At 69.3% G+C, this 13,407-nt stretch carries 11 protein-coding genes; 4 read left to right on the forward strand and 7 right to left on the reverse strand.

The annotated features are described in order from the left end of the window. Position 1 precedes the first annotated feature (1 nt). Positions 2–1,270 carry a glycosyltransferase gene (locus ACSHV8_RS38975; RefSeq protein WP_436524322.1) on the forward strand — a complete coding sequence of 423 codons (1,269 nt, stop codon included), beginning with the start codon at positions 2–4 and terminating at the stop codon, positions 1,268–1,270. 14 nt (positions 1,271–1,284) lie between these two features. On the opposite strand, the gene ACSHV8_RS38980 is transcribed toward ACSHV8_RS38975, so the two are convergent. Continuing rightward, positions 1,285–2,373: a Gfo/Idh/MocA family protein gene (locus tag ACSHV8_RS38980; RefSeq protein ID WP_436524324.1), complete on the reverse strand. Its 1,089-nt coding sequence runs from the start codon at positions 2,371–2,373 to the stop codon at positions 1,285–1,287. A gap of 126 nt (positions 2,374–2,499) precedes the next feature. On the opposite strand from ACSHV8_RS38980, the gene ACSHV8_RS38985 reads away from it, so the two are divergent. Beyond that, on the forward strand, positions 2,500–3,939 hold the full coding sequence (locus ACSHV8_RS38985) for an MFS transporter (RefSeq protein WP_436524326.1): 1,440 nt from the start codon (positions 2,500–2,502) through the stop codon (positions 3,937–3,939). A gap of 70 nt (positions 3,940–4,009) precedes the next feature. Here ACSHV8_RS38985 and ACSHV8_RS38990 read toward each other — a convergent pair whose 3' ends face one another. From ACSHV8_RS38990 to ACSHV8_RS39015, 6 genes are all read right to left on the reverse strand, one after another. After that, positions 4,010–4,897: an NAD-dependent epimerase/dehydratase family protein gene (locus tag ACSHV8_RS38990; protein ID WP_436524328.1), complete on the reverse strand. Its 888-nt coding sequence runs from the start codon at positions 4,895–4,897 to the stop codon at positions 4,010–4,012. Between the two features lie 107 nt (positions 4,898–5,004). Further along, positions 5,005–6,987, reverse strand: a complete 1,983-nt coding sequence (locus tag ACSHV8_RS38995) for a glycosyl hydrolase family 28-related protein (RefSeq protein ID WP_436524330.1) — start codon at positions 6,985–6,987, stop codon at positions 5,005–5,007. A 91-nt stretch (positions 6,988–7,078) separates the two neighbouring features. Next, the gene (locus ACSHV8_RS39000; protein WP_436524332.1) at positions 7,079–8,662 is read right to left on the reverse strand and encodes a methyl-accepting chemotaxis protein; all 1,584 of its coding nucleotides are present in this window, start codon (positions 8,660–8,662) and stop codon (positions 7,079–7,081) included. A 16-nt stretch (positions 8,663–8,678) separates the two neighbouring features. After that, positions 8,679–9,863 (reverse strand): RNA polymerase sigma factor, encoded by a 1,185-nt coding sequence (locus ACSHV8_RS39005; RefSeq protein WP_436524334.1) that lies wholly within the window; start codon positions 9,861–9,863, stop codon positions 8,679–8,681. Then, positions 9,856–10,182: a YciI family protein gene (locus tag ACSHV8_RS39010; RefSeq protein ID WP_436524336.1), complete on the reverse strand. Its 327-nt coding sequence runs from the start codon at positions 10,180–10,182 to the stop codon at positions 9,856–9,858. The genes ACSHV8_RS39005 and ACSHV8_RS39010 overlap by 8 nt, the downstream gene beginning before the upstream one ends. Positions 10,183–10,230: 48 nt before the next feature. Next, positions 10,231–10,803, reverse strand: coding sequence for a LacI family DNA-binding transcriptional regulator (locus ACSHV8_RS39015; RefSeq protein WP_436524338.1), 573 nt, complete (start codon positions 10,801–10,803; stop codon positions 10,231–10,233). 82 nt (positions 10,804–10,885) lie between these two features. Between ACSHV8_RS39015 and ACSHV8_RS39020 the strand changes: the two genes are divergently transcribed. Together ACSHV8_RS39020 and ahcY are read left to right on the forward strand one after the other, a co-directional pair. Beyond that, the gene (locus ACSHV8_RS39020) at positions 10,886–11,764 is read left to right on the forward strand and encodes a hypothetical protein (protein ID WP_436524340.1); all 879 of its coding nucleotides are present in this window, start codon (positions 10,886–10,888) and stop codon (positions 11,762–11,764) included. Between the two features lie 143 nt (positions 11,765–11,907). Then, positions 11,908–13,368, forward strand: a complete 1,461-nt coding sequence (ahcY, locus tag ACSHV8_RS39025) for an adenosylhomocysteinase (RefSeq protein ID WP_436524342.1) — start codon at positions 11,908–11,910, stop codon at positions 13,366–13,368. Positions 13,369–13,407: the final 39 nt, after the last annotated feature.

Here is a 13,407-nt window from a genome sequence, read left to right on the forward strand (position 1 = left end):
CATGGTCAGCAATATATTGCGGAGTTCGGGGATCTGCCTGCTGCCGCACTGCGCGTACCTGTCCGGGACCTCCCGCATCATCGAGATCCACCGAGCCCTCGGGAAGCGGGGCATCACGCCGCGCGTCGCCACCTACGGCGGCACCTACGAGTCCGCGCTGCGATCCGCCGGTATCGAGTACGACCTGATCGGCCCCCGGATGGACGCCACACGATGCGCGCGTTTCCTGCGGGAGCAACCCAGCAGCGGCCCGGTCTGGCAGAGCGCGTACAGCGACGACGAGCTGCGGTCCTATGTGCTCGCCGAGGCCGAGTACTTCCGCGCGCACGGCATCACGACCGCGGTCACCGGCTTCTCGCTGACCACCACGCTCTCGACCCGGCTGGCCGGGGTCCGGCTGGTCGGCGAGCACTCGGCCGGCTGGGTCCCGCCGATGTTCGAGCGGGGCCGGCTGCCCGCGCCGTCCACGCCGATCTTCGGGGTGCGGTCGGCCCGGCTGGCGAACTGGTTCCCGGCCCGGGTCAAGTTCTACTGTGGCGGATTCAATCGGATCGCCCGTGAGCTGGGCATTCCCGGGATCCCGAGCACGGCCGCGCTGGTCCTCGGCGACCTCACCCTGGTCACCGAGGTGCCCGAGGTGCTGGGCGTGCCCGCCGCGGAGATCGAGGCGTGGCGGCCCGGGCGCGGTTACCGCCCGTCGACCCGGCTCCGGGTGACCGGCCCGCTCTTCGCCCACCTGCCGATCCCGCTGCCGGTCGAGGTCGCGGCCTTCCTGGACGGGCCCGGTCCGATCGTCTACGTCGCGATCACGTCCAGCCCGCCGTCCCTGATCCGGGCCGTCGTCCGGGCGTTGCGGCCGCTCAAGGCCCGGATCCTGGTCGCCGGGACGGTTCACGACCTGGCCGATCTGGCCGACGACCGGACCCTGGTGGCCGGTGTCCTGCCCAGCCACCTGGTGATGCCCCGGGTCGACCTGGCGATCACCGGCGGCGGCCAGGGCAGCGTGCAGACCGCCATGGCCGCCGGGACTCCGCTGCTCGGCGTGCCGCTGCAGCTCGAACAGGACCTCAACGTGACCCTGCTGGAGCGGCGTGGCGCGGCCCGCTGGGTGGCGCCCCGGCAGGCCGGCACGCCGCGCCTGACGGCGCTGGCTCACGAGCTTCTGACCGATTCCGCCTATCGGCGCGCGGCCGAGGCGATTCGCCGGCTCTACGACGCGACGGACGGCCCGGCCAACGCGGCCGACCAGATTCTTCGGGGTACGGCGTGACCGGAGCCGCGGTTCTAGGGTTCCGCGGTAGCCCGGTGGGCGATGTCGCCGAGCACTTCGGCGGCGCGGATGGCGTCGGGCAGGGTCGCGCCGTGGGGAACACCCTCGACGATCGAGCGAAGGAACAGCGCCGCCTCGATCACCTTCAGGTCGTCGTAGCTCATGGCGTTGGCCGGCCCGGGCTGGAACGCCCCGAACTCCCCGTCCCCGGGCCCCACGAAGACCGGGCGGCCGTCCACGACCAGCTCCCCCATCCGGCGGAAGTCCCAGCTCAGCATCCCGGCCGTCCCGTGGATGTCGAAGCCGTAGTGGTTCTGCCGGCCGACCGCGACCCGGCTCGCCTCGACGGTCACCCGGGTGTCGCCGACGCGGAGCAGCGCCGCGAACCAGTCCTCGTTCTCGACCGTGCCCAGCGGCCCGGTGCCGCGCTCGTGTCCGGTGGTCGCCCCGCCGGGCGCGGGCCGCCGCGGGATGAAGATCGCGGTGTCGGCCGCGGTGACCGTGTCGATCTCGCCGAGCAGGTGCCGGATCAGGTCGACGGCGTGGGCGCCCAGGTCGCCGAGGACGCCGTTGCCGCCGTACGCGCGAAGAAAGCGCCAGGTCAAAGCCCCGTCCGGCGCGGACGCGTAGTCGCTCAGGAACGCGAACCGGGCGTGCGTGACCGCGCCGATCCCGCCGTCCCGCAGGATGGCCCGGGCCCGCTGCACCGCGGGCGCGTGCCGGTAGTTGAAGCCGACCGCGACGTGTCCGTTTCCGACGATGGCGCGAGCGTCGCCGGCGTCGAGCCCGACCGGTTTCTCGATCCAGATGTGCCGTCCGGTGGCCGCGAACGCGGCGCCGATCTCGCGGTGCAGGAAGTTCGGCGCGGTGATGCTGACGGCACCGATCCTCGGGTCTTCGAGCAGGTCACGCCAGTCGGTGGTGGCGATCTGGAACCCGTATCGGGTGGCTGCTTCCGATGCTCGGCCGGGCACGTCGTCGGCCACGGCGACCAGTTCGGGCCGGGGCAGGTCCGGATAGTGCTGTCGTAGGCGGAGGTAGGCCTGGGTGTGGACTCGGCCCATCCAGCCGAATCCGATCACGGCGACACCGATCGCATCCATCTCTGTGCATGCTAATCGGCACCCTGGGTAATGCGTGAGCTACATCACGGCATTTTGGAGGTGCATCCTATGGCCCAGAGCCTCGGATCTCCTGCCCCGGCCTCCGATTCGGGAATTATCCGGAGCTTGATCCCCGCGCGCATCGACCGGTTGAACTGGTCGCCGTTCCACACTCGCATGATCCTGGCGCTGGGCACCGCGTGGGTGCTCGACGGCCTGGAGATCACCATCGCCAGCGCGATCGGCCCGGTGCTCAAGGAGCAGGAGACCCTGCATCTGAGCAGTACCGCGGTCGGCGCGATCGCCACCGTCTACCTGCTCGGCGAGGTCTTCGGGGCTCTGTTCTTCGGCCGGCTCTCCGACCGGCTGGGCCGCAAGAACCTGTTCGTCATCACCCTCGGCGTCTACCTCGCGGGCAATGCACTAACGGCGTTGACATGGGGAAACGATGCGTTGGCGATCACTTTCCTGTATCTGACGAGATTCATCGCCGGAGCCGGTATCGGCGGCGAGTACGCCGCGATCAACTCCGCGATCGACGAGATGATGCCGGCGAAGTATCGCGGGCGGGTCGACATCGGCGTCAACGGCACCTACTGGGGCGGCGCGATCCTGGGCACGCTCGGCACGTTCGTGCTGCTCAACCACATGGACCTGAACCTGGGCTGGCGGATCGGGTTCCTGATCGGGCCGGTCATCGGTGCCTGCATCTGGAATCTGCGGCGGCACCTGCCGGAGAGTCCACGATGGCTGATCATGCACGGCCGGGAGGAGGAGGCCGAGGCCAACATCCGGCAGATCGAGCAGGCGGTGGAGTCGTCCGGGCAGGTCCTGGCCCCGGTCGACGAGTCCAAGGCGATCGACATCCGGGCGACCGAGCCGCACGGCTACCTGTCGCTGTTGCGGGTGCTGTTCAAACAGTTGCCGCAGCGGTCGATCCTCGGCGCCACGCTGATGATCACGCAGTCGTTCCTCTACAACGCGATCTTCTTCACGTACACGCTGGTGCTGACCAACTTCTACGGGGTCGACGAGAAGAACGCGCCGCTCTACCTGATCGCGTTCGCGGCCGGGAACCTGATCGGGCCGCTGACCATCGGCCATCTCTTCGACGTGATCGGCCGGCGCAAGATGATCGCCGGGACGTATCTGATCTCCGCGGTGCTGCTGGCGATCAGCGCGGTGATGTTCAACGCCGGAATCCTGAACGCGATCACCCAGACGATCGCCTGGTGCATCATCTTCTTCTTCGCGTCGGCGGGCGCCAGCGCGGCCTACCTGACGGTGAGCGAGATCTTCCCGCTGGAGATCCGGGCCCAGGCCATCGCCGTGTTCTTCGCGATCGCGCAGTGCTTCGGCGCGATCGGCCCGATCTTCTACGGCTGGCTGATCGGCGAGGGCCAGGACCCCGGCAAACTATTCATCGGCTACCTGATCGGCGCGGTCGTCATGGCGATCGGCGGGGTTGTCGAGATCTTCCTGGGCGTCGACGCCGAGGGCAAATCCCTGGAAGACGTCGCAACCCCGCTCTCCGCGGTCACCTCGCGCCCCCGAGCAACCGGCTGATCAACCCCAAAAAATCAAGAGCCCGATTATGTACGTACATAATCGGGCTCTTGATCGGGAATTTGATCTTTCAGCGGGGGTTGGCGGCGACGAACTCGGCGATGTAGTCGTTGAGCTGCTTCTGCGGTTGCCAGCCCAGCCCGGCCGCCTTGGTCAGGTCGGCCCGGCCGCGGACCCGCTCGCCGGGCAGCGCCGGGATCAGCGTGATCTCCGCGCCGAAGAGCCCGGCGACCTCGGCCAGCGGCCACTCCCGCCCGGTGCCGAGCAGGTATCCGTCGCCGTCGCCGCCGCGGGCGACCAGGATCAGCCCGCGCACGATGTCGTCGATGTGGGTGAAGTCGCGCGTCTGGGTGCCCGGCGAGACGACGGTCAGCGGCTGACCGGCCAGGTACTGCCGCTCGAAGATGCCGATCACGGTCGCGTACTTGCCGTTGGCGATCTGGCCCGGCCCGTACACGTTGTAGAAGTAGGCGATCGCGTAGTCCAGGCCGAACCAGCTCGAGTAGTTCTTGATGTACTCGATGTTCTTGGCCTTGGTCCAGGCGTACGGGTTCAGGTTCTCGTCGTCGCCGTCGTTGCCGAACTTCGAGCTGGAGCCGGCGTAGATCAGCTTCGCCCCGGCCGAGGCGGTGAACTTCACCACCTCCTTGGTCCCGAGGAGGTTGAAGTCCCAGGTCAGGTCGTGGTCCTCGAAGGACTGGACGATCCGGGAGTACTCACCCAGGTGGAAGACGAGCGACGGCGTCGGCAGCCCCCGACCGGCCCAGATCTTGGCGATCTCCGCGGTCGAGCCCTCGATGTAGGTCACCCGGGGATCGTGGACGTGGTTGGCCGCCGATCCGGTGAAATAGTTGTCCAGCGAGACGACCGTGGCGTCCGGGAACTCGGTCAGCAGGGACTTGATCAGAGCGGTGCCGACGAATCCGGCGCCGCCGGTGACCAGCAGAGTTTGACTCAACGTAGTTCCCAACCTTCAGCCGCGGCGAGTGCGCCGACAAGGCTACCAAGCGCGGCGGCCGTACCCGAACTCGTCGGGTACGGCCACCGCACTTCACCTCGCGTAGGTCACCAGGTCGAAGGCGCCGGTGGGGCGACGACCGGGGGACGGTCGTCGCAGGTGATCACGTTCGGGACGAATGGGCCGAGCCAGCCGCCGTCGTTCCCGCCGAGATCACTGAGCGTGAACTCGGACCCGCTGGGCGTGAAGTTGAACGATCCGCAGTTGTTCACCCCGACCGCACCGACGTTGCGGGCATCCACGTTCTCGAACGTCGCGCCACCGGCCACCCGGCCGCTGACCACGCTGGTCCCGGTGCCGTCGACCCGGATGTTCTTGAAGTGCACGCCGTTGATCGAGTACAGATCCTTCACCGGCCAGTCGGAGACCAGCATGATCGCGTTGTACGTGCTGTCCAGGTAGTGATCCCCGGTCACCCGGATGTCCGCGTCGATCGACTTGTCGAGCGCGTAGAACCAGATCGCCCCGAGGCCGATCTTCCAGTTCAGTTCGAACGTCCCGGACCGCACCGTGGTGTTGTCGGTGATCCACAGGTGCCCGGCGAACGGCTCGGCCCCGAAGCGCGAACCGACGTGCAGGGCGCTGCCCTCCCGGAGCGGGTCGGCGATCAGGTTCCGCGACACCGTGTTGTCCGTGCCGCCGTAGATCGCGATGCCGTTGGCCAGGGTCGGCGTCTGGACCGTGTTCCGGTCGAACGTGTTGCCGGCGTCCGCGGTCTTCTCCGACCACATGGCCAGCCCGTCGTCACCGGTGTTGCGGACGAAGTTGTTGCTCACCAGCGACTTGGTGACGCCGGTGTGGAAGTTCAGCCCGTCGGCGATCTGGTCGACGATGATGTTGCCGCTGACCGTGGTGTTCGACATCGGACCGTCGAACCAGAGGCCGACCTTGGTGTGCTGGATGTGCAGGCCGGTGATCGAGGAGTCGCTCATCGCGCCGCCGATGCCGTTGACCTGGTCGGTGTCGATGCGCTCGCGGACGTCGCCGTCGATCGCGAAGTCGGCCAGGTGCACGTTCCGGCTGCCGCCGTCCTTGCCGTAGAAACCGACACCGGTGTGCACGGATCCGTCCGGCGCCGGGGTGGCCAGCGCCACCTCGTGACCCTTGACCGTGGTGTACCAGTTGCCGGCGCCCTTGATCGTCACGTCGTCGACGATGATGTGCCGGTTGACCTGGAACGTGCCCGGCGGCAGGTAGACCGCGCGGTGGATCTTCTTGGCGAAGGCGACGGCCTTCTCGATCGCCGGCGCGGAGTCCTTCCGGCCGGTCGGGTCGGCGCCGAAAAGCAGCACGTTCACCGCGCCGAGGTCGATCTTGGGGGCGCCGACCAGCTCGGAGTCGAGCAGGTCGATCGTGGTCGTCACCGACCGCGCGGTGAGCCGGATCTTCTCACCGGCCCGGTACGTGCGGCCCAGCAGCAGGCGCTGCTCGTCGTAGAAGTGCATGGGCCGGAACGGCTTGCTCACCTCGGGCACCGGCGTGGTCGCGGCCGGCACACAGGCGCACTCGGTGATCCACCAGTCCGGGTGCAGAAGCCCGGCCTGCGGGTCGTTGGTGAACGGGTACTGGTTGTAGAGCCACGAGTACTGCGAGGTGAGCGTCATCGTGCGGGTGCCACCGGGCGTGCCCACGGACAGCGGCGCGGTGATCCCGCCGCCGTTCGGGGCGTCCGGGATGCTGTAGCGCACGGTGATCGCGTTGGCCGCCTTGGGCAGGGTGAACTCGACGTACTCCCCCGGGTCGAGCGAGACGGCGGACCGTCCCGAGGCCTCGGCGGCGAGCGTGTATGCGTCCCGGCTCGGGCTGAGCACGGCGCCGGTGGTGACGGCGTGCTCGGCCTCCTGCTCGGCGAACGCGACGGTGGCGCCGCGCCCGGCGACCAGGGCCGGATCGAGAGCGGCGCGAGTGGCCGCGGGTTTGATGGCTACTGAGGACGGATGTGCTGCGGCAGCGTCGGCCGGGCCGATCGCCACGCCGAGGGTGACCAGCGGCGTGGCCAGGAGAGCGGCCCAGCGGGGCGGAGCGAACATGTCGCCGACCATAGAAGTTCTGTGATCTGCTCCACAAGGGCCAGTCTCGTTTTGCCGAGCATTTGCCTTGTTCTTGCAAAACTTTGCTCTTCTACAACGTGAATCGCTCCACGATCCGGCGCAGGTCGGTGGACATCCCGGCCAGGTCGGTGGCCGCCCGGTTGGCCTCGGTCACCCCGACCGTGGTCATCTGCACCGACTCGGCCACCCCGGTGATCGTCCCGGCGACCCGGGCCCCGGCCTCGGCCGCCTCATTGACGTTGCGGCTCATCTCGTTCGTGGTCACCGTCTGCTCCTCCACCGCCGAGGCAATGGTGGTCTGGAACTCGTTGATCCGCCCGATGATCTCGCTGATCTCCCCGATCGCGGCGACCGCGCCCGCGGTGTCGGCCTGGATCGCGGCCACCCGGCGCCCGATGTCGTCGGTGGCCCGCGCGGTCTCCTGGGACAACTCCTTGACCTCGCTCGCCACCACGGCGAAACCCTTGCCCATCTCGCCGGCCCGGGCCGACTCGATCGTGGCGTTCAGCGCGAGCAGGTTCGTCTGCTCGGCGATCGCCGTGATCGTCTTGACCACCTCGCTGATCTCGGTCGACGACTCGCCCAGCTTGGCCATCACCGCACTGGTCGTCGCCGTCACCTCGACCGCCCGATTGGCCACCTGCACGGCCTGGGTCGCGCTCTGACTGATCTCCCGGATCGAGGCGCCCATCTCCTCCGAGCCGGCCGCCACGGTCTGGATGTTGTGCGACATGGTCGCCGCCGAGTCGGCCACCGACGCGGCCTGCTGGGCGCCGTGCTCGGCACTGGTCGCCGACTGGCGGCTGGTGTCGGCGAGCGCGCCGGCCTCGACCGCCAGCGACTCCGAGTGCGCGGTCAGCTCGGTCACGGTCTGCCGCAGCGACGAGGTGGCCGCCCGCAGCGAGTCGGCCATGTGCCCGAGCTCGTCGCGCTGGTGCACATCCGGGTCGCCGGTCAGGTCACCCTCGGCCACCTGGTCCAGCACGCCGCTGACCCGTCGCAGCGGGGTGACGATCAGCCGGGCCACGAAGAGCGCGCCGGCCACGCCGAACAGCAGCGCCACCCCCAGCCCGACGAGCACCTCGACCCGGGTCCGGTTGGCCGTGGCGTCGAAGCCGGCACCGGCCAGCAGCTCCTCGTTGGTGTCGTCGATCTCGGCGTCGAGCACCGACTCGTAGGCCAGCCGCAGGTCCCGGTTGCTGCCCAGCGCCGCCTCGGTCGCGCCGGCCGGGTCGGTCGCGTACTGCTTGAACTCGGCCGTCAGGGCGGTGAACCAGGTGGTGGCCGCGGTCTCGATGGCGTCGACGTCGGCCTGCTGCGAGGCGTCGCTGGCCCGGGCCGCGACCAGCGAGTCGTGCACGGAACTCTGCGCGGCCAGCGCCTGGTCACGGAACTTCGCGTCGCCGTTGAGCAGGTAGCCGCGCTCGTCGTTGGCGGCGGCCTTCAAGGAGAGCGCCGCGGCGTTCAGATTCTTGACGTACGGGACCATCCGCCCGATCTCGGCGTCGCGCGTGGTCTCCAGTGCGCCGATGCCGGTCACGCTGAGCGCCCCGGTCAGCACGGTTCCGGCGATCGCCACGCCGGCGACCGCGAGCACCTTGGTGGAGACCTTCCGGTCCCGGCACCACTGCCCGAGCCCACGGTTCCCGGCCATGTCCGTCCTCTCCTCGTCAGGTACCGCTTCTTTCGGCACCTCCGAGGGCGAGTTGACCCGCGGCGTCGGACCTTTTGAGCAGCGCTCGACATTCCGCCTCCGAGCCGGACGCCTCCGCGGCCCGCCGGAACAGCACGGCCGCGGCCGCCGGGTCACCGGCCCGTTCGGTCAGGTCGGCCTCGGCGGCCAGCGCCGGCGCGTACCCGGGAACCGTGTCCCGGACCGCGGCGAGCAGGCCGAGCCCGGCCGCCGGCCCGTGCGCGTAGCCGTGCGCGACCGCCCGGTTCACCTCGACCACCGGGGACGGGTGAACCCGGGCCAGCTGGTCGTACCAGCCGGCCACGGCCGGCCAGTCGGTGGCGCCGAAGGTGGGCGCGGTCGCGTGGCGGGCCGCGATGTGCGCCTGGATCGCGTACGGCCCGGTCACCGGACTCCCGGCGAGCAACCCGACCGCCTCGGCGATCGCGGCGTGATCCCACCGGGAGCGGTCCTGCCGGTCCAGCGTGACCAGCTCGCCCTCCGCGTCCAGCCGGGTCGACCGCCGCGAGTGCTGCAGCAGGCAGAGCGCGAGCAGCGCGGTCGCCTCCGGTTCGGCCGGCAGCAGCCGGGCCAGCCGGATCGCCTCCTCGGCCAGCTCCGGCTCACCGTCGTAGCCCCGGGTGAAGAGCAGGTACACGACGGCCAGCACGGACGGCAGCCGCTCGGCCAGGGCCGGCCCGGACGGCACCCGGTACGGGATCCGAGCCTGCGTGATCTTGGCTTTGGCCCTGGTCAGCCGCTTGGCCATGGCCGCCTCGCCGACCAGGAAGAGTCGCGCCACCTCGGCCGTGGAGACCCCGGCGACGGTACGGAGGGTGAGCGCCACCCGCGATTCCATGGCCAGCGCCGGATGGCAACACGTGAAGATCAGCCGCAGCTGGTCGTCGCCCTGGGGCGCCGGTTCCGGATCCTGCAGCAGCGCCAGGTCGCGCAGTTTCCGGTCGGCCAGCGCGGACCGCCGGAGCTGGTCGATGGCCCGATTCCGGGCGGCCGTCATCAGCCAGCCGCCCGGATTGGCCGGTTCGCCGTCGCGCGGCCACCGCTCCAGCGCCGACGCGACCGCGTCCATCGCGCAGTCCTCGGCCAGCGACCAGTCGCCGGTGAGCCGGATCAGCGTGGCGACGATCCGGCCGTACGCCTCCCGGAAGTCCTGCTCATTCACCGTGGTAGGGCCGCAGCTCCAGCCGCCCGTGCCAGGCCATCGGGTGCGCCCGGGCCACCTCGATCGCCTCGTCCAGGTCGGCGCACTCCAGGATGTCGAAGCCCACGATCACCTCTTTGGTCTCGGCGAACGGCCCGTCGGTGAGCAGCAGCTCGCCGCCGCGCACCCGCACCGTGGTGGCCGCCTCGGGCCCGACCAGCTGGTTACCGGCCACCCGGCGCCCGTTCGCGTCGTTGTCGGCCACCCACGCATAGATGTCGGGCGCCTCCAGGGTGGTCTCCGGCTCGGTGTCGGTGCAGACGAACATCATGTACTTCATGGGGTCCCTTTCCTCGGTCCTGCCTGCATGACGAACGGAATCATCGGATCAGGACACCGGAGCGTTGAAAGGCGTAATTATTTGTACGCCGGCCGGATGCGCCCGCCCCGGGCAGGCGTCCAGCACCGCGCTGATCCGGTGCGCCCGCAGCAGCTCCAGGTTGTCCCGGCCCAGGCCGTGGGCCACGAAGACGTCGTAGTTACGGTCCTCGGCCTCGAACGCGGCGACCACCTCGGCGCCCTCGGACGCGTAGACCGCCCGCACGGTCCGGGTGCCCGCCAACAGTGCCCGCACCTGGTCCGGATCGGCCACCAGCCGCAGGCGGCGGGCCGGTGACAGCACCGAGCGGAACCCGGCCACCCGCTCGGCCGGACTCCCGACCACCAGCACGTCACCGGCGCGGTCGTGCAGCCACTGCTCGACCAGGTAGGCCGCGGTCGCGCCGGCCTCGAAGTCGCGCGGCGGCTCGCCGGCGGCGATCGCGCGGTCCAGGTCGGCGATCGCGCGGTGGACTCGGCGGGCGGTGTCCGCCCGGACGCCCCCGCGCTGGTGCAGCACCCGGTCGACGGTGGCCGGGCTCAGGCCCGACCGGGTGGCGATCTGCTGGATCCGGTGCTTCACGCCGTACAGAATGATGGGTTTTTGAGGTTGCATGGAAGGTCTTTGATGTTTTCTCATCCCTTCCCGTGACTAGGCTCTGGTCATGCGCGTGATCTCCCGCCGGGTCGACGGCGGCATCGAAGTGTTCGACGCGGATCTGGAGTCCTCCCGGGTCTTCCCGGTGCCGCCCGAGGCCGAGGAATGGGCGGTGACCTCGACGCGGGACGGTCTGGTCTACGCGACCGAGCAGGCCGTGATCAGGATCGGCGCGGACGGCTGGCACTTCGACCTCGGCCCGCACGGCGAGGACGCGGGAAACGCGCGCACCGGGCTGGCCTTCTCGGCCGACGACTCGCTGGTCTGGGTCTACGCGCCCAACGACATGGCCGGCCGAGCCGGTGGTGATCAGTGGATCGCGCTCGACGCGGCCACCGGTGAGCCGCGCCTGCGGCACTCGCTGCCGGCCGTCGGGCACGGCGGTGAGCACTTCGCCCTGAGAGACGGCCGCATGCTGCTCGACGTCGGCGAGGGCCAGGACGGCTCGCAGATCTACCTCGGCACGCCGGACGGCGATCTGCGGGACTTCGGCTGGGGCAACCGCGTCCTGATCGACGTCGCGCCGGACGAGTCCCGGTTCATGACCGTCGACCACGATCAGGACGACGTCGCCGTCCACGATTTTCCGAGCGGGGAGGTCCGCTTCCGGATCACCACGGCCGACTTCGCGATCGCGGACGAGTTCGGCGACGCCTTCGTCGAGTGGTCGGGCGGATTCCTGGACGGCGACACCGCGATCGCGGTCGTCACCGGCGAGAACGAGGAGACCGAGGAGGAGTGGTGGCGGCACTTCACCGTCGATCTCCGGGCCGGTCGCCTCACCGGCGAGATGTCCGTGACCACCATCGACCCGTATGACCTCCGGCCGCTGGGTGACGGGACTTACGTCGTCACCGATACCGACGGAACACTCAGGCGCATGTGATCAAGCTTTGGACACGATAAAGTAGGGACGCTGATCCGAGAGGCGCTGCAACGGGCGAGGGTTTTCTTGAACCCAGCGCCCGCCACGCTCGGTGAGGTTTATTGACGTAAGGGCGCCTCCTGTGAGGGAGGAGCCCTCTTTCTATGAGCGACAAACTTCGATCCGTCAACGGTCTCGACTTCGCGATCGCGAACATCGACCTGGCCGAGGCGGGCCGCCACCAGCTGCGTCTGGCCGAGCACGAGATGCCGGGCCTGATGTCGCTGCGTGAGGAGTTCGGTGACTCGAAGCCGCTGACCGGCGCCCGGATCGCCGGTTCGCTGCACATGACCGTGCAGACCGCGGTCCTGATCGAGACGCTGGTCGCGCTCGGCGCCGACGTGCGCTGGGTGTCCTGCAACATCTTCTCCACGCAGGACGAGGCGGCCGCCGCGACCGTCGTCGGCCGCACCGGCACCGTCGACGCCCCGGCCGGCGTCCCGGTCTTCGCCTGGAAGGGCGAGTCGCTGGAGGAGTACTGGTGGGCCACCACCCAGCTGTTCGACTTCGGCAACGGCCTGGGTCCGAACATGATCCTGGACGACGGCGGTGACGCCACCCTGCTCGTGCACAAGGGTGTCGAGTTCGAGGCGGCCGGCGCGGTGCCGGCGACCACCGAGAACGACAACCACGAGTACTCGATCATTCTTGAGACGCTGCGCGCCAGCCTCAAGTCGGACCCGCAGCGGTTCACCAAGATCGCGTCGGAGATCCGCGGCGTGACCGAGGAGACCACCACCGGTGTGGCCCGGCTCTACAAGCTGGCCAAGGAGGGCACGCTGCTCTTCCCGGCGATCAACGTCAACGACGCGGTCACCAAGAGCAAGTTCGACAACAAGTACGGCATCCGCCACTCCCTGGTCGACGGCCTGAACCGGGCGACCGACGTCATGCTGGGCGGCAAGCTGGCCCTGGTCTGCGGTTACGGCGATGTCGGCAAGGGCGCGGCGGAGACGCTGCGCGGCCAGGGCGCCCGCGTCGTGGTGACCGAGGTCGACCCGATCTGCGCGCTGCAGGCGGCCATGGACGGCCTGCAGGTCGCCCGGATCGAGGACGTGATCGGCGAGGTCGACATCTTCGTGACCACGACCGGCGGCACCGACATCATCACCGTCGAGCACCTGTCGGCGATGAAGCACAACGCGATCGTCGGCAACGTCGGTCACTTCGACGACGAGATCGACATGGCCGGCCTGAACAAGGTCGCCGGCATCGAGAAGATCGAGATCAAGCCGCAGGTGCACGAGTGGCGCTTCCCGGACGGTCACTCGGTGATCGTGCTCTCCGAGGGTCGCCTGATGAACCTGGGCAACGCCACCGGCCACCCGAGCTTCGTCATGTCGGCGTCGTTCACCAACCAGGTGATGGCCCAGATCGAGCTCTGGACCAAGCCGGGCGAGTACGAGAAGCAGGTCTTCGTGCTGCCGAAGCACCTGGACGAGAAGGTCGCGCGCCTGCACCTGGACGCGCTGGGCGTGAAGCTGACCACGCTGTCCAAGAAGCAGGCGGAGTACCTGGGCGTCGACGTCGAGGGTCCGTACAAGCCGGAGCACTACCGCTACTGAGGCATTAAGCGCAATATTCCCCCTATGTCGGATTTGACA

It is taken from the genome of Actinoplanes sp. HUAS TT8, assembly GCF_051380535.1.
Classification (GTDB): Bacteria; Actinomycetota; Actinomycetes; order Mycobacteriales; family Micromonosporaceae; genus Actinoplanes.